At 42.0% G+C, this 15,192-nt stretch carries 15 protein-coding genes, 2 tRNA genes and 2 pseudogenes; 8 read left to right on the forward strand and 11 right to left on the reverse strand.

What is annotated here, in order from left to right; all coding sequences use genetic code 11:
- The first annotated feature begins 75 nt into the window (after positions 1-75).
- The 3 genes and pseudogenes from AC4MCD_RS10250 (at position 76) to AC4MCD_RS10260 (ending at position 4,172) form a co-directional block, all read left to right on the forward strand.
- Positions 76-1,905: a phosphoenolpyruvate carboxykinase (GTP) gene (locus AC4MCD_RS10250; RefSeq protein WP_034706283.1), complete on the forward strand. Its 1,830-nt coding sequence runs from the start codon at positions 76-78 to the stop codon at positions 1,903-1,905.
- A 356-nt stretch (positions 1,906-2,261) separates the two neighbouring features.
- Positions 2,262-3,613, forward strand: a pseudogene (locus AC4MCD_RS10255) (MFS transporter).
- 136 nt (positions 3,614-3,749) lie between these two features.
- Positions 3,750-4,172, forward strand: a complete 423-nt coding sequence (locus AC4MCD_RS10260; protein ID WP_491876858.1) for a hypothetical protein — start codon at positions 3,750-3,752, stop codon at positions 4,170-4,172.
- A gap of 56 nt (positions 4,173-4,228) precedes the next feature.
- Here the strand turns inward: AC4MCD_RS10260 and AC4MCD_RS10265 are convergent, their stop codons facing one another.
- Together AC4MCD_RS10265 and folD are read right to left on the reverse strand one after the other, a co-directional pair.
- Complete coding sequence (locus tag AC4MCD_RS10265) at positions 4,229-4,897, reverse strand: class I SAM-dependent methyltransferase (RefSeq protein ID WP_491876033.1); 669 nt, start codon at positions 4,895-4,897, stop codon at positions 4,229-4,231.
- Positions 4,898-5,058: 161 nt separating this feature from the next.
- Entirely contained in the window at positions 5,059-5,907 is an 849-nt protein-coding gene (gene folD / locus AC4MCD_RS10270; RefSeq protein ID WP_004782941.1) for a bifunctional methylenetetrahydrofolate dehydrogenase/methenyltetrahydrofolate cyclohydrolase FolD, read from the reverse strand.
- Positions 5,908-6,060: 153 nt separating this feature from the next.
- Between folD and AC4MCD_RS10275 the strand changes: the two genes are divergently transcribed.
- Both AC4MCD_RS10275 and AC4MCD_RS10280 read left to right on the forward strand, forming a co-directional pair.
- Positions 6,061-6,134 (forward strand) — tRNA-Cys (locus AC4MCD_RS10275).
- Positions 6,135-6,145: 11 nt separating this feature from the next.
- Positions 6,146-6,231: transfer RNA gene (locus AC4MCD_RS10280), tRNA-Leu, on the forward strand.
- A gap of 131 nt (positions 6,232-6,362) precedes the next feature.
- Here AC4MCD_RS10280 and AC4MCD_RS10285 read toward each other — a convergent pair.
- The 3 genes from AC4MCD_RS10285 to AC4MCD_RS10295 all read right to left on the reverse strand — a co-directional run bounded on the left by AC4MCD_RS10285 (position 6,363) and on the right by AC4MCD_RS10295 (position 8,838).
- Positions 6,363-7,268: a helix-turn-helix transcriptional regulator gene (locus AC4MCD_RS10285; RefSeq protein ID WP_491876034.1), complete on the reverse strand. Its 906-nt coding sequence runs from the start codon at positions 7,266-7,268 to the stop codon at positions 6,363-6,365.
- A gap of 139 nt (positions 7,269-7,407) precedes the next feature.
- On the reverse strand, positions 7,408-7,608 hold the full coding sequence (locus AC4MCD_RS10290) for a hypothetical protein (protein ID WP_491876035.1): 201 nt from the start codon (positions 7,606-7,608) through the stop codon (positions 7,408-7,410).
- A gap of 237 nt (positions 7,609-7,845) precedes the next feature.
- A complete protein-coding gene (locus tag AC4MCD_RS10295; protein ID WP_491876036.1) occupies positions 7,846-8,838 on the reverse strand; it encodes an NAD(P)H-quinone oxidoreductase in 993 nt (330 codons plus the stop codon).
- A 129-nt stretch (positions 8,839-8,967) separates the two neighbouring features.
- Here AC4MCD_RS10295 and AC4MCD_RS10300 point away from each other — a divergent pair, with 129 nt between their 5' ends.
- Entirely contained in the window at positions 8,968-9,408 is a 441-nt protein-coding gene (locus AC4MCD_RS10300; RefSeq protein WP_491876037.1) for an N-acetyltransferase, read from the forward strand.
- 24 nt (positions 9,409-9,432) lie between these two features.
- Positions 9,433-9,783 (forward strand): annotated as a pseudogene (locus AC4MCD_RS10305) (thioredoxin family protein).
- Between the two features lie 18 nt (positions 9,784-9,801).
- On the opposite strand, the gene AC4MCD_RS10310 reads toward AC4MCD_RS10305, so the two are convergent.
- The 6 genes from AC4MCD_RS10310 to cysD form a co-directional block, all read right to left on the reverse strand.
- Positions 9,802-10,062 (reverse strand): DUF2798 domain-containing protein, encoded by a 261-nt coding sequence (locus AC4MCD_RS10310; RefSeq protein WP_419374374.1) that lies wholly within the window; start codon positions 10,060-10,062, stop codon positions 9,802-9,804.
- 18 nt (positions 10,063-10,080) lie between these two features.
- Positions 10,081-10,392 carry a DUF3861 domain-containing protein gene (locus tag AC4MCD_RS10315; RefSeq protein ID WP_491876038.1) on the reverse strand — a complete coding sequence of 104 codons (312 nt, stop codon included), beginning with the start codon at positions 10,390-10,392 and terminating at the stop codon, positions 10,081-10,083.
- A 9-nt stretch (positions 10,393-10,401) separates the two neighbouring features.
- The gene (locus tag AC4MCD_RS10320) at positions 10,402-10,917 is read right to left on the reverse strand and encodes a PadR family transcriptional regulator (RefSeq protein WP_419374372.1); all 516 of its coding nucleotides are present in this window, start codon (positions 10,915-10,917) and stop codon (positions 10,402-10,404) included.
- Between the two features lie 255 nt (positions 10,918-11,172).
- Positions 11,173-11,451: a hypothetical protein gene (locus AC4MCD_RS10325; protein ID WP_491876039.1), complete on the reverse strand. Its 279-nt coding sequence runs from the start codon at positions 11,449-11,451 to the stop codon at positions 11,173-11,175.
- Positions 11,452-11,585: 134 nt separating this feature from the next.
- Positions 11,586-13,199 (reverse strand): sulfate adenylyltransferase subunit CysN, encoded by a 1,614-nt coding sequence (gene cysN / locus AC4MCD_RS10330; RefSeq protein WP_491876040.1) that lies wholly within the window; start codon positions 13,197-13,199, stop codon positions 11,586-11,588.
- Positions 13,200-13,316: 117 nt separating this feature from the next.
- Positions 13,317-14,231 (reverse strand): sulfate adenylyltransferase subunit CysD, encoded by a 915-nt coding sequence (cysD, locus tag AC4MCD_RS10335; protein ID WP_034170514.1) that lies wholly within the window; start codon positions 14,229-14,231, stop codon positions 13,317-13,319.
- A gap of 317 nt (positions 14,232-14,548) precedes the next feature.
- Between cysD and AC4MCD_RS10340 the strand changes: the two genes are divergently transcribed.
- Positions 14,549-15,091 carry a hypothetical protein gene (locus AC4MCD_RS10340; RefSeq protein WP_491876041.1) on the forward strand — a complete coding sequence of 181 codons (543 nt, stop codon included), beginning with the start codon at positions 14,549-14,551 and terminating at the stop codon, positions 15,089-15,091.
- Positions 15,092-15,192 lie beyond the last annotated feature (101 nt).

Below are 15,192 nucleotides of genomic sequence, written 5' to 3' on the forward strand. Positions count from 1 at the left end.
TTCATCTGGCCAGTATTTTATTGACCAGATTGTACTTTGTACAAAATTTTGTACACATTTGAGATAGGCCTCACCATGACCCAAGTGAACGCACCAGAATTCGTTCGTCACCCTAAGCTTATTGCATGGGTGGAAGAAATTGCTAAATTAACAAAACCAGCAAAAATTGAATGGTGTGACGGTAGCGCAGAAGAATATCAACGTTATATCGACTTGATGATCGCTAACGGCACAATGCAAGCGCTTAACCAAGAGAAACATCCTGGTTCTTATCTTGCAAATTCTGATCCTTCTGACGTTGCTCGTGTTGAAGACCGTACTTTTATCTGTTCTGCAAATAAAGAAGATGCTGGCGCGACCAATAACTGGGAAGATCCAGCAGTTATGCGCGAAAAATTGAATGGTCTGTTTGACGGTTCAATGAAAGGTCGTACCCTGTATGTGGTTCCATTCTCTATGGGTCCTTTGGGTTCACACATTGCGCACATCGGTATCGAATTAACTGACTCTCCTTATGTGGCAGTCAGTATGTCTAAAATGGCTCGTATGGGTAAAGCTGTTTATGACGTTCTAGGCACAGATGGCGAATTTGTTCCTTGCGTACACACTGTGGGTGCACCACTTGAAGAAGGTCAAAAAGATGTTGCTTGGCCTTGCAACAAAGAAAAATACATCGTGCACTACCCAGAAACTCGTGAAATCTGGTCATTTGGTTCTGGTTACGGCGGTAACGCATTGTTAGGTAAAAAATGCCTGGCTTTACGTATTGCATCTTATATGGGTCGTCAACAAGGCTGGTTAGCTGAACACATGCTGATTCTTGGCGTAACTAGTCCTAAAGGTGAAAAACACTACATCGCAGCTGCATTCCCATCTGCTTGTGGTAAAACAAACTTCGCGATGCTGATTCCACCAGCAGGTTATGAAGGTTGGAAAATTGAAACTGTAGGTGACGATATTGCCTGGATCAAACCAGGTGAAGATGGTCGCTTATATGCAATTAACCCTGAAGCTGGTTTCTTCGGTGTAGCGCCTGGTACAAATACCAAAACGAATCCGAACTGTATGGCAACGCTTCATAAAGACGTGATCTATACAAACGTTGCTGTAACTGACAACGGTGAAGTTTGGTGGGAAGGTCTGACTAAAGAAGCACCTGCGAATCTGACTAACTGGAAAGGTCAACCACACACTGGCGAAGAAAAAGCGGCTCATCCGAACGCTCGTTTCACAGTTTCTGCTGGTCAATGCCCTTCTATCGATGCTGATTGGGAAAATCCAGCGGGTGTTCCAATTTCTGCGTTCATCTTCGGTGGTCGCCGTGCAGACACAGTGCCTCTAATTTCAGAAGCATTTGACTGGGTTGATGGTGTTTATAAAGCTGCAACCATGGGTTCTGAAACGACTGCTGCTGCTGTTGGTCAACAAGGTATCGTTCGTCGCGACCCATTTGCGATGCTTCCATTTGCTGGCTACAACATGGCTGACTACTTCACTCACTGGTTAGAAATGGGTGAGAAAGTTGGCGAAAAAGCTGCTGCTGCTGGTAACAAACTTCCTGGTATCTACAACGTGAACTGGTTCCGTCGTGATGCTGAAGGCAACTTCGTATGGCCTGGTTTCGGTCAAAACATGCGTGTTCTTGAGTGGATCATCGATCGTTGTGAAGGTCGTGCTGATGCTGTTGAAACCCCAATCGGCCGCGTACCTACTTACGAACAGCTAAACTGGACTGGTTCTGATTTCACTAAAGAACAGTTTGACCTGGTAACTTCTCAAGACAAAGATCAATGGATCAAAGAACTTGAAAGCCACACTGAATTGTTCAACAAATTGGGCGATCGCCTTCCAGAAGCATTGAAAAAACGCCAAGCTGAACTTCTTGAAGCGGTTAAATCTGCTTAATTGCTGATTTAATTTTAAAAAGGTCGCGTAAGCGGCCTTTTTTATTACCTTAAGATAAGGTTAAAGCCAATCTTTTAATCTGTTTTACATCTAAATAAAAACCACCTTCACTGTTCATTAACCTCCCTAAAGAACAGCATTTAACCAGTTAATCCAATATAAAAATCAAACAATTACTCTAAACAAATGGTAAATTTATGTTTCATAAAAATATTTGAAAATTACATTATTTATTAAGACTAAAGTCCTATAAAAAAGAGAAATCTTGGAGGCGTATAAGTATATGAAATCTCCTCACTTTCTCTCTCACTAAAACATAACTTTTTAGATTTTATAGCAATGAAAATTTAAAAAAGATGTGTTTTACAGCATTCCTTTGGAGCAATGTTGTGAATCAGCCACTTCCTGAAGCTGCTACACCGCAGCTTGACCGTAAAACACGGGTTAAATCTATTCTCGGAGGTTCTGCAGGTAACCTGGTCGAATGGTACGACTGGTATGTTTATGCAGCCTTTACCTTATATTTCGCTTCACAGTTCTTCCCTGATGGTGACAATACCGTCAAGCTCCTTCAGGCTGCTGCTGTATTCGCACTTGGTTTCTTGATGCGTCCGATTGGCGCATGGATTATGGGGATTTACGCTGACCGCAAGGGTCGTAAAGCCGGTTTAACACTTTCTGTATCTTTGATGTGTGTCGGTTCCCTGATTATCGCCTGTGCACCTACCTATGATTCAGTGGGTATGCTGGCCCCTGCGCTGCTGTTATTTGCTCGTTTATTGCAAGGTCTGAGTGTGGTGGTGAATACGGTTCAAGTGCCACCTACTTGACCGAAATGGCAGGTAAAAATCACCGTGGTTTCTACTCAAGCTTCCAGTATGTGACTCTGATCTCAGGTCAGCTATTAGCACTCTGTGTATTGATTTTCCTACAACGTACTTTGACTGAAGCACAACTCACTGAATGGGGCTGGCGTATTCCCTTCCTGATCGGTGCATTTCTGGCAATTGTAGTGTTCTGGATCCGTCGCGGTCTGGTAGAAACACAATCTTCAAAACAGGCTGTTGAACAGGCGAAAAAAGGTGGTCCTAAATCCGGTGCCTTAGCTTTATTCACTAAATACCCTAAACAGGCATTTACCGTAATCATGCTGACTGCAGGTGGTACTTTAGCTTTCAATACTTTCACTACTTATTTGCAGAAATATCTGGTAAACACTTCTGGTTTTGAAAAGACTACAGCGACTGAAATCACAACCCTCGCCATCTTTGTATTCATGTTGTTGCAACCAGTTGTGGGTGCACTCTCTGACAAAGTTGGCCGCAAGCCAATCATGATTGCCTTTGGTGTGCTTGGTGTACTATTTACCATTCCTATCTTTAATGGCTTAGGCTCAACTAATAACCCAACCACTGCTTTCATGTTATGTATGAGTGGTATGGTGATTGTGACTGGTTATACAGCGATTAACGCTGTTGTAAAAGCAGAGCTATTCCCTGCCCATATTCGCGCCCTAGGTGTAGCTTTGCCTTATGCAATTGCTAACACCCTGTTTGGTGGTACAGCAGAACTGGTGGCTTTAAGCTTTAAAAATGCCGGCCATGAAAATTACTTCTTCTATTACATTACTTTCATGATTGGCCTGTCACTGCTGACTTATGTCTTTATGAAAGACACTAAAAAGCACAGCATGATTACTGATGACTAAGTAACTGTATTGCTTTAGGAGCTTTCCGAATGGAAACATTCGGAAAGCTTTTTTATTGGAATTTTATGTTTACTGCCATTCCGCTCTTTCATTGCTATGGCATACTTGTCTGATAAAAATACGGGAAATCATCATGATGAAAAAAACAGTTTTTTTACTCGGTTTAACTATCGGCACTTTAGGCCTGACAGCATGTCAGACGGCACCTCAACAGTTTAACGGTCAGACCGGTTATGAAATTCTGGAACGTTCAGAAAATTCTGCAACCTTAAGCTATACATTAGCTGGAAGACCAAGTCAGGATGAGAACAGATTACAGGCTGCTTGCAGACAAGTCCTTGGAACCACTAAAAGCTATAATATCCAGATTATCAACAGTCAGGAAATAGTTAACCCAACTCCAGAACAGGTTCAGTATGGCCGTCAACTCGGGGATAGTCGTACCCAGATCAGCTTGAGTAATACACCTGATTTATATAACAGTGAAAATCCGGGTGCCCGAGAGGTATTAGAAGCCCGCCCTACCACTGTACGTGTGATTCGCTATACCTGCTCATAAAAACAGAGCATGAAAAAAGGGCTTGATGCCCTTTTTTCTTTTTCAATTCTTGTATGTTATTTAGTTCGATAGAAGCTGACATTGCGGAATTCTGGTGATTCATCCAGATCTGGCCAGGTGGTCGCACTGCGTTCATCCAGTTTAAGATATTGTGGATGACTAAAGTTTTTAACCCGGCTGTCTGCAACCCAGACCTCGGGTGCAAATTTCAGGAATTCATCCAGAAAGAAGCGGTTACACTGATCATAGAGCACATCAGCCGCTAGCAGTATATCCACCTGCTCTGCTTTATACAGATCATCCAGATATTCCAGCTCAACATCATTTAGCTCAGCATTGGCACGACAGGCATCCAGACTGACCTGATCGATATCACAACAGATCACACGTTTGGCTCCTGCCATTTTCGCTGCAATCGCAACAACACCGGAACCAGCACCAAAATCCAGTACGACTTTGTCTTTGACATGATGCGGTTCAGCCAGCAACCACTGTGCCATTGCCAGTCCTGATGCCCAGCAGAAGATCCAGTACGGCGTATCATTCCAGATCCGGCGAATCACTTCATCGTCAAGTTTGTCTGTCGGAAAAACTGGTGGAATCAGCCACAGTGAAATCGGTGTTTCCGGCAGTTGTTGTGCCGTTAGTTCACAATTAGGAATGACTTGATGTAAGGCTTGGAGTAAATGCTTAGGGGCTTTAGGAAATTGGAAAGTACAGCTCATTGGATTTTTATTTTTGAATATTCAGAATTTTAGTTTCAAACACGAAACCCAAATTAATAAAGAAAGTTCCCTCTCCTTTATTAAAGGAGAGGGCTAGGGAGAGGATTAACTTTAAAAAAACCCTCACCCCAACCCTCTCCCATAGGGAGAGGGAGACAGCATTAACCCAAAGCTTTCTCAGCAGCTTCCACAGTTTGACGAATCAGTGTGGTGATTGTCATAGGACCTACACCACCCGGAACTGGGGTATAAGCAGAAGCAACTTCTTCGATACCTACCAATTGAATATCGCCCACACCACCACCATCACGTGGGTGGAAGCCAGCATCAACAACAACAGCTCCTGGTTTGATCCAGTCTTTCTGGATCAGTTCAGCTTTACCCACCGCACCCACAATGATGTCAGCCTGTTTTACAAATTCAGGCAGGTTTTGAGTACGTGAATGGCAAATAGTCACAGTAGCATTCGCTTCAAGTAACATTGCTGCCATCGGTTTACCTAAAATCGCAGAACGACCAACCACTACCGCATGTTTACCTGCGATTTCGATATTGTTTTCTTTCAGGATGGTCATGATACCTGCAGGCGTTGCAGAACCATAAGCCGCTTCACCCATTGCCATACGGCCATAACCCAGACAAGTGACACCATCTACGTCTTTTTCCAGTGAGATGGCATCAAAACAAGCACGTTCATCAATTTGTGCAGGAACCGGATGTTGTAACAGAATACCGTGAACATCTGGATTTGCATTCAATTTTTCAATTTCAGCAAGCAATTCTTCAGTAGTCGTTTCTTTTGGAAGCTCAACTTTTAATGAATCCATACCAACACGACGGCAAGCATTACCTTTCATACGTACATAAGTTGCAGATGCGCCATCGTCACCCACCAAAATAGTCGCAAGAATTGGAGTACGACCTGATTTTGCTTTTAGCGCTTCTACGCGAGTTAACAAGTCAGCTTCAATTTGCTTCGCCAATGCACGACCGTCTAGAACTAATGCCACGGCACTTCTCCCAAGTGTTGATATGAATCAATTTTGCACATTCTACATGATAATTCTGAATATTTTCCGTCATATGCTGTTTTTATGCGCATACAAATGAATATCCTATTGTTTTTTTTTCAGAGCTTGATAATATACGCATCAACAAGACGCGGCGGGGTGGCAGAGTGGTCATGCAGCGGACTGCAACTCCGTGGACGCCGGTTCGATTCCGACCTCCGCCTCCAATCTTGTTAAAGCCCGAGTGGTGAAATCGGTAGACACAGGGGATTTAAAATCCCCCGCCCACAAAGCGTGCCAGTTCGAGTCTGGCCTCGGGCACCATTCTTCTACTACTGAAGATGGTGTAAATAAAGAACCCAGCGAAAGCTGGTTTTTTTATGCCTGTAATTTGCTAAATCTAGTTCTCAATAGAATTTTATTAGCATTCGCCAACCTACTCTGCTTTCAAAATATCATCCAGCAGAGCGTAAATAACCTTCTAGATCCTGTTCCAGTTTTTCCTGAAAATGAATCGGCTCAATGATCTTTACATGTGGTAGCCAGTAACGTACCAGTGGCAGCAACTGCATTTCATGACGAATCTGACAACTAATCAACAATTCTCCAGACTCTGATTCCTGTTCGATCTGCTGTTCCGGAAATAAACGGCGCTCTTTAAAAAATACCGTGACTTCAGGTTGCACCTTCATCAAAACCTGCTGTTTTTGCTGGCCAAACCAGATGCTGTCTTCATCTGCCAGCATTTTCAAAACTTCAGGATCATGCTCAAAGCTTTCATTTTCAAAAACCAGTTTGACTTCCTGCAACTGACTTAAACGATAGGTTTTGAGCTCAGCTTCAGTGACACCGGCCAGATACCAGATGCCATGATGATGAATCAGTCGATATGGCTGGATGATCCGTGTTTGATCGGAATATTGCAGCTCAATCTCCTGCCGTTTATAGATCGCCCCTGCAAGCAGCTTGAAATGCTCGGCAAACTGTTTGGCATCTTCAAAATAATAGCCTTTTGCCGAAAATACCTGATTTGCCCGCTCATCCAGCAATTCACGAATAAAAGACATATCCAATGCCGGATACAAGTCACTGATTCCGGACAACTGTGCAAAATTCTGGATATCCTGTAACTTGAAACGCCCTAAATATGAAGGCTCAAGATAATAGCGTTTGGTATTTTCATCCTGTATGAGCGGTAAATACGCATTCAGACGAACAAAATCACGCTCAATGGTACGGGTGCTGACCTGAAATTCTCGTGCCAGCTCCTGTACACTCAACTGATGCCCTATATTAAGTTTGGTTAAAATATTTGCCAAACGGTCTGCGAGGCGCTCATGCGTTGACGCATTGCCCTTCATAAATACCCTCTTCGTGCCGCTTGTGCAGCACAATGAATCATCTGCTTAGAATTTTTAAATTATGGGAAAATTATACAGCCAAATAAAAACGAGATTAGAGTTATTCACTTCAACTTAAGGCTAATAGGCAAGGGGTTTTTTAAGATTTTTTACGACGTTTGTAGTGTGGTTTCGGTGCTGAGTGGCTCAGCCGTTCCATATAGCGTTCCAGATGCAACATGGCTTGATACAGCTTGTGTAAATCGGAACGAAGTAACTGATTACGGATAATTGCTTTATGCAAACGCTTCAATGCACGAAAGCCATGTTCATGCGTATAAGGGCTCGACACTATCTTCATAATATACTTCCTTTTAATACGTGACATTTCATCTAATACCAAACAATTTAGTCAGATTATATTTAAGCGCTAATTTACTCCTCGGTTTTGACAGGTTGTGTCGAATAATCGACACTTTTTACCATTTTTTAAAATTTATATCCCTATTTCAATCAATTAATTTAAATTAGTTATCGTTTTTTATGCAAAATAAAAGCCAACAAAAGTTGGCTTTTATTATTTCTATTACAAGAATAATTAGATGATTTCCACCACAATCTTACCGATATGTTCACCTGTATCCATCGCTGCATGCGCATCCTGAATCTGGTCAAACTTGAAGGTTTGATAGATCATCGGTAAACATTCGCCTTTTGCCCAGAGTGGTGCCACATGCTCTTTCAGGCCTTGGGCAATTTCAGCTTTCTCAGCCGTATTGCGTGCACGCATGGTGGAACCAGTAACGGTCAAACGTTTCATCATGATTTGACCCAGTTTAACCTCCTTAGCCTTAGCACCGCCCAGGAATGCGATATACACCAGACGGCCATCACGATGCAGCAGATTCAGGTTTTTCTCCAGGTATGGCGCACCCACCATATCCAGAATCACATCTACACCAGCATTATCCGTAGCTTCATTGATGACCTGCTCAAAGTCTTGGGTCTTGTAATTGATTCCTGTGGTCAGATGTGAAATCGCCTGGATTTTTTCATCACTACCTGCTGTCGCAAAGGTTTTGATTCCTAATGATTTGCACAGCATTAAGGCCGTGGTCCCAATCCCGCTGGTACCACCATGAATCAGCACCGTTTCCCCTGCCTTAGCCTTACCCATCTGGAACACATTTGCCCATACAGTAAAGAAGGTTTCTGGAATCGCCGCAGCCTGTACAAAGCTCACACCTTCAGGAATGTTTAAAGTCTGACTCTCTGGCACAACGCAATATTCTGCATAACCACCACCATTGGTCAGGCCACAAACCTTATCACCCACTTTAAACTGACTTACTTCACTTCCGACTGCAACCACTTCACCGGCAACTTCCAGACCCGGTACCGGAGTCACACCCTTAGGCATTGGATACAAACCCTGACGCTGCAAGATATCCGGACGGTTAATCCCAAAAGCATGAACCTTAACCAGAACTTCATCTGCTTTTGCTTCTGGAATGGCAACGGTTTCATAAGCGAGTTTCTCTACACCACCCGGTTCTGTAATGATGACTTGTTGCATGCTGTGTTGCGTCATGGATTCTTTCCCTAATATTCACGTTTCGTATTTTTCGAACTTATTTGAACATAGAAATGCTATGGATTGAAGCAGCATGGACTTATGTATAATCAGCTGCCTATTTAGTAAATTGATATAAGACCACTGATGATAATAATTACAAAAGCGAAAACAGAGGATATCGACGCTATTCTTGAAATTTGGTTCAAGGCTTCTTTAAAGGCACATAATTTTATTCCTGCTAGTTATTGGGAAAATCAGCTGCTTCAAATGCGAGATGTATATTTGCCCTTAGCAGAAAACTATGTCCTTAAAGAAAATCATACGGTGCTTGGTTTTGTTTCGTTATTAAAATCGGAAAATGTATTAGCTGCACTTTTCATTGATCCAGAGCAGCAAGGTGCGGGCTATGGCCGCCGTTTAGTTGATTTCTTAAAACAGCAATGTAATCAGCTGCATTTAAATGTCTATGCTGCAAATACATCAGCAGTACATTTTTACCAAAAGCAGGGTTTTAAGATGATCAATCAAGGAATCGATGAGAATACCGGTCAAGCTGAACTCACCATGAGCTGGTTTAAATCTTAATTTTAAAATGATGAGAGTAAATTCATGTCAGCAGTCATCACCTATAACGAAGATAATCACAGTGACTTCGAATGGTTTGAAGGCCTTGCTGTAATCCGTTTCTATGCTGACTGATGCAAGCCCTGTGCACAGAATTTTCCGGTTTTTAAGGAACTGGCAGCACAATATGCTGGGCATAACCCAGAAATTAAGTTCGGTAAAATCAATGTCGATCAATCACCGATTCTGACCTTACGCTATAATGTCTATGGCCTGCCCTCTACCCTGATTTTTAAAAATGGGCAGATCATTCAGCGTATTGCCGGTGTGAAAAGCCTAACTGACATGAAATCTATTTTATCTCAAGTTCTAAATGAATCATCCGATTCCGGGTGATTCAAGCGGCTCAATCTTTTATTTAGCAGATTGATCTGGCATCTGCACAAACTGCATCAGAAATTTACGTACCAGCGGTAAGACTAGCAGAATCAGTGGAAATGCCACCAGCCATGACAGCCCCCAAGCATGTAACCATAGCGAGATAAACGCATCGCTCCAGCCTTTATTCAGCAGCATATTAAAACAGGAAATTGCACCACTCATAATACCGGAAAGGATCAAGGGCATGAGCCAAGCCAGATGTTTAGGGTGAAATTTGGGGAAATTGTTTTTCATAAATGACCTTTAGAATACTTACTGTTCTTCACTTTGGGCTTTCACTGTCTGTTTTAAGGATTTCATAAACTGGGCAAACTGCGGCATGAATTCCTTGAAGAGTGGCAACTCTTTATTTTCCAGCATGACTTCACTAAACAGTTTTAAGCCAACAGCAAATGCCTTGATACTTTCCTCATCCAGCAACTGACTGGCTTGAAGTGTTTCCAGTATTTTAAAGATGTCATCGTGATTACCCACCTGAAACTGTAGCGCCTCAGTATAGGTCGATGGATTGCCTTGAGCATCAGCCAGATGTTGAACAGTCACTTCATATTGATGTTGTTTCATGCCCTGCTCCTACAGTTGACGGATATTGATTGCAGCCTGTTCAATCTGGGCAGCGATATCACTGATCTGCTCTGGACGAAGTTCATTTTGCAGTTTGAATCGCAGTGAAGCCTTCAGGCTTTCCATCGAATTATGGATATCGATATAGCGTTCATCTTCTTGAATACGGCGACGGGTTTCAAAACGGTTAAGCACTTTTTGTAGGGTTTCCTGACTATCTGTAAGATGCTCACGGCCTTTGTCTGTAATGTGGTATTGCTTACGTTCATCTACACTCATGATCACTTGGGTATATTGCTGTTCTTCAAGATAGTTAATCGTCGGGCAGATCGTGCCTGTACTCGGCTTATAGCTCCCACCAACCAAAGCAGCCACTTCTTTAATAATGTCATAGCTGTACTTGGGCGCTTGAGCAATAAAATGCAGCACAAGCAGTTTCATTTCGCCTACTTCAAAGAGGCGTTTGCGAGGTTTTGGAGAGTTTTCTCGCTCTTCTATTAATGCAAAATCAGAAGTTCTAGACATAGCAAAGATATATCTTAAATTTAATATAAGATATATCTTATCATAGATAATATTGAATTTATTTCAAGTGAAGCAATAAAAGTTAAATTTAAGAAGAAAAATAGGCACGAAATACTTGTGAAAAACATCCTTCCTTATAAAGCCATTTTCTCAGTTGAGATTACAACAATTAACTAGGAACCTTTTGTATAGTTACTGTCTTATCTAAATGTATAAAAATAGATGCTTTATAATCTTAGTCCCTCAACTTAAATTTTAACTTTTATATTCTCGCACCATCCGATCACTGACATCTTCCGGATAGCAAAGTGGCGCATAACCTCCAGCACGATTATAAGCACTTCGTTTACCGCAACGACTACCATTACGCGCTGTATTATATGGACAAGAACAATTTCCCGGATAGCTTTCAATTGACTGTTGAATAATCTTCCGTTTAATTGCTTCCGCACTTTGGCTGCTCTGCTTTGCTTCTGCTCCAAAAGCTACACATAGTCCAATTAGTAATAATATTTTCTCATACCTTCCCTCCATCTACGGAGCATTGTATAAAGCTACATATAAATTGAAAGATCACATTTTGAATAACCGAATGATTTTCAAACATCCAAAATTCAGGCAATAAAAAACCCGCCTTACAGCGGGTTTTTCTTAAAATCAGTCCAATCTTATAAACGAACTAATTCTACAATTTTCTCAGCCAATTCTTCAACTGCATCGGCTGTATAAGTTACATCTGTACCTTCTGCAAGGTCAGTAATGACTACTACACCAGTTTCACGAACAAGTGAAACCTGCTCAGCAGTCAGACCCGCTTTCGCAATCGCAACCACACCTTGTTGAATCAACAGGCTTTCAAGTGCTTGTGCATTTTCCAGTGCTTTCGCAGTTACAGTGACCACAGCAGGTTTTTGGCCTAAACGTGCAGCACGTGCTTCAGCAGTCACAGGTTCATCATGCGCAGTCCATTCAATCGCTGCTTCAACCATACCCGCACCGACTGTCACATTGCTTAAACGGTCGATGAAGATGAAAGAACCGGTGTAACGGCTGTCTTGATAACGGTCAAATACTACTGGAGCATCAAATTCGATAGTCACGTCTGCAATCGCATTCAGTTCCAGCTGTTCAACTTCCAGTTTTTCCAATGTGTTGACATTGGTACGGTAGTGAATTTTTTCAACTTTTGCAGGAATCGTTTGTGTACCGAACTTAACGTTATACAGCTTACCCACTACAAGCGGCTGGTCATTCATCCAAACCACAGATGCACGGGCAGAACGTGAAATTAAAGGCTGCTGGCCTGCTTTAACCAGCACGTTACCACGTGAAATATCAATCTCGTCATTCAGGGTTATCGTAATCGCCTGACCTGCAATTGCATGATCCAGATTGCCATCAAAAGTGACGATTTCTTTCACTGTTGATTTCTTACCAGATGGCAGTGCAACAATTTCATCGCCAACTTTCACTTCACCGAGTGCGATGGTACCGCAGAAACCACGGAAGTCGAGGTTCGGACGGTTGACATATTGAACTGGAAAACGGAATTCGTGCTTGCTGGTATCGTGTGCAATTTCAACGTTTTCCAAAGTCTCCATTAAGGTTTCACCTTGGTACCAAGGTGTATTTGGAGATTTGTTGACAACGTTATCACCATTTAACGCAGAGATCGGCGTAAAGATGATGTTGGCAGGTTTACGGTCACCTAACTGGTCCACGAACTTGTTGTACTCAGCCTGAATTTCATTGAAGCGTGCTTCAGAGAATTCAACCAGGTCCATTTTGTTCACTGCAACCACGATATTACGAATACCTAACAGGCTCGCAATAAATGAGTGACGACGTGTTTGAGTCTGAACACCGTAACGCGCATCGATCAGGATGATGGCAAGATCCGCAGTAGACGCACCAGTTGCCATGTTACGGGTGTACTGTTCGTGTCCCGGAGTGTCGGCAATGATGAACTTACGTTTTTCAGTAGAGAAATAACGGTAAGCTACGTCAATGGTAATACCTTGCTCACGTTCAGCTTGCAGACCATCGACCAGCAGCGCCAAGTCAGGTGCATCGCCAGTGGTACCCACTTTTTTAGAGTCACGGGTAACGGCTTGCAGCTGATCTTCATAAATCAGTTTTGAATCGTAAAGCAGACGACCGATAAGAGTAGATTTACCATCATCCACGTTACCGCAAGTCAGGAAACGCAATAAGTCTTTATTTTCGTGCTGTTTCAAATAAGCCAAAATGTCTTGGCTAATAAGTTCTGATTGGTGAGACATTGCTCATAGCTCCACAAATACGTTGAAATCGGTTTCTTTTAATCCCTCTAAATCTCCCTTTGTTAAGGGAGACTTTTTCTCCCCTCTTTGAAAAAGAGGGGCCGAGGGAGATTTCTCTTAGAAGTAACCTTCCTGCTTTTTCTTTTCCATCGAACCTGCTTCGTCATGGTCGATCATACGGCCTTGACGTTCAGATGTGGTCGCTAAAAGCATTTCCTGGATAATTTCCGGTAAAGTTGTTGCAGTTGATTCAACCGCACCCGTTAATGGGTAACAACCTAAAGTACGGAAACGAACCGATTTCATTTGTGGCACTTCGCCTGGATTCAGGCGCATACGCTCATCATCAACCATGATCAGCGTACCATTACGCTCAACGACTGGACGTTCAGCAGCTAAGTACAATGGAACAAGTTTAATATTTTCAAGGTAGATATATTGCCAGATGTCTAGCTCAGTCCAGTTAGACAATGGGAATACACGAATACTTTCGCCTTTGTTCACTTTACCATTGTAAAGGTTCCAAAGTTCTGGACGCTGGTTTTTAGGATCCCAACGGTGTTTAGAGTCACGGAATGAATAAACACGTTCTTTGGCACGTGATTTTTCTTCGTCACGACGTGCACCACCGAAAGCAGCATCAAACTGATATTTATCCAGTGCCTGTTTCAGACCTTGGGTTTTCATAATGTCAGTATATTTAGAGCTACCATAGTCGAATGGGTTTACGCCCGCATCACGACCTTCTTTGTTCTGATGCACGATCAGATCAAAGCCATGTTCTTTGGCCATGTTATCACGGAACTTGATCATGTCTTTGAATTTCCAGCCGGTATCTACATGAAGTAGCGGGAATGGAAGTTTTGCAGGATAAAACGCTTTCAGTGCTAAATGCAGCATAACTGCTGAATCTTTACCGATTGAATAAAGCATAACCGGATTTTCAAACTCGGCAGCAACTTCGCGAATGATGTGAATACTCTCAGCTTCAAGCTGTTTAAGATGAGTAAGTCTTTCCTCATTTAATGACATGGACAACCTGCGTATTACACGTGTACTTATTACACTTTATAAAATTTATATTCATTATAGTGATTAACTTTTCATAACGATTGCTTGTTTTGTGATATTCATATATTAAAACGTCATATAAAAATTCACTAATATCAACTATCAGTTTTTATGAATCTGATAGTTCAGCTAAATAAAGACAATTGATTGTTTAGTAAAAGCACTCTGGAAGATTACTTTCAGCAATGAAATGATATATTAATCATCTAAATGCACAGTTCACATCTCGGCCAAAAAAAATTAGAGTAGGATTAGTTCCTCCAATTTATAAACTATGTATGCCTTATAACGAATTTGATTTAGATACTTTAAAATCCCGTCTGAAACAGGCAAAACTTGCCGGTTTTATTTACCAGCACCAACAACATATTTTGGTTCTTCAGGAACCTTATACTGAAGATGGCAGTCCATTAAATATTTATATCCAGCATGAACTGACAGCGGATCAGATTGGCCTGCAGTTTGGCCTGCGTAAGCTGAATAATCAATGGGAATACCTGCTCGGTATGACTTATAGCAACCAGCAGGCAGGTTACGAAATAGGTGTCGGCAATCTGAGAGGCGATCAAAAAGCTTTTAACCTGCTTTATGCTTTCTATAACTATCCTAAAGCCTTCTTCTTGGTGGCCTTACCTTTGTCTGCAAATACTCAGGCATTGGAACAGGCTCTTGACGAACAACTATTTAATCAGCCTGAACTTAAATTTCTGGAGACTGCAGTAAAAACCAATCCAATGGGCGAACAGGTGCAATGGATGAAAAACTATATTCTGCAACAAGCCCTAGAAATGAAAGTCCGTATCCAGACCGCCATCCTTTAATACTTTTATACATATAAATAGAGATAGAAAAGCAGACGTCCATCAATTGCTTTTCTATTCTTTAGATAAAACCTCAGATTCGCCCTACCTATATAAATAGT

The organism is Acinetobacter sp. CAU_H_78 (genome assembly GCF_058599365.1).

What these genes read in the sequence shown, in the direction of transcription:
- AC4MCD_RS10315 (WP_491876038.1), bottom strand. Translation starts at nt 10,392, where the DNA reads ATGAAACAACATCAATATGAAGTGACTGTTCAACATCTGGCTGATGCT.
- AC4MCD_RS10310 (WP_419374374.1), bottom strand. Translation starts at nt 10,062, where the DNA reads ATGAAAAACAATTTCCCCAAATTTCACCCTAAACATCTGGCTTGGCTC.
- AC4MCD_RS10250 (WP_034706283.1), top strand. Translation starts at nt 76, where the DNA reads ATGACCCAAGTGAACGCACCAGAATTCGTTCGTCACCCTAAGCTTATT.
- cysD (WP_034170514.1), bottom strand. Translation starts at nt 14,231, where the DNA reads ATGTCATTAAATGAGGAAAGACTTACTCATCTTAAACAGCTTGAAGCT.
- AC4MCD_RS10265 (WP_491876033.1), bottom strand. Translation starts at nt 4,897, where the DNA reads ATGAGCTGTACTTTCCAATTTCCTAAAGCCCCTAAGCATTTACTCCAA.
- AC4MCD_RS10295 (WP_491876036.1), bottom strand. Translation starts at nt 8,838, where the DNA reads ATGACGCAACACAGCATGCAACAAGTCATCATTACAGAACCGGGTGGT.
- cysN (WP_491876040.1), bottom strand. Translation starts at nt 13,199, where the DNA reads ATGTCTCACCAATCAGAACTTATTAGCCAAGACATTTTGGCTTATTTG.
- AC4MCD_RS10300 (WP_491876037.1), top strand. Translation starts at nt 8,968, where the DNA reads ATGATAATAATTACAAAAGCGAAAACAGAGGATATCGACGCTATTCTT.
- AC4MCD_RS10290 (WP_491876035.1), bottom strand. Translation starts at nt 7,608, where the DNA reads ATGAAGATAGTGTCGAGCCCTTATACGCATGAACATGGCTTTCGTGCA.
- AC4MCD_RS10285 (WP_491876034.1), bottom strand. Translation starts at nt 7,268, where the DNA reads ATGAAGGGCAATGCGTCAACGCATGAGCGCCTCGCAGACCGTTTGGCA.
- AC4MCD_RS10340 (WP_491876041.1), top strand. Translation starts at nt 14,549, where the DNA reads ATGCCTTATAACGAATTTGATTTAGATACTTTAAAATCCCGTCTGAAA.
- AC4MCD_RS10260 (WP_491876858.1), top strand. Translation starts at nt 3,750, where the DNA reads ATGAAAAAAACAGTTTTTTTACTCGGTTTAACTATCGGCACTTTAGGC.
- AC4MCD_RS10325 (WP_491876039.1), bottom strand. Translation starts at nt 11,451, where the DNA reads ATGGAGGGAAGGTATGAGAAAATATTATTACTAATTGGACTATGTGTA.
- AC4MCD_RS10320 (WP_419374372.1), bottom strand. Translation starts at nt 10,917, where the DNA reads ATGTCTAGAACTTCTGATTTTGCATTAATAGAAGAGCGAGAAAACTCT.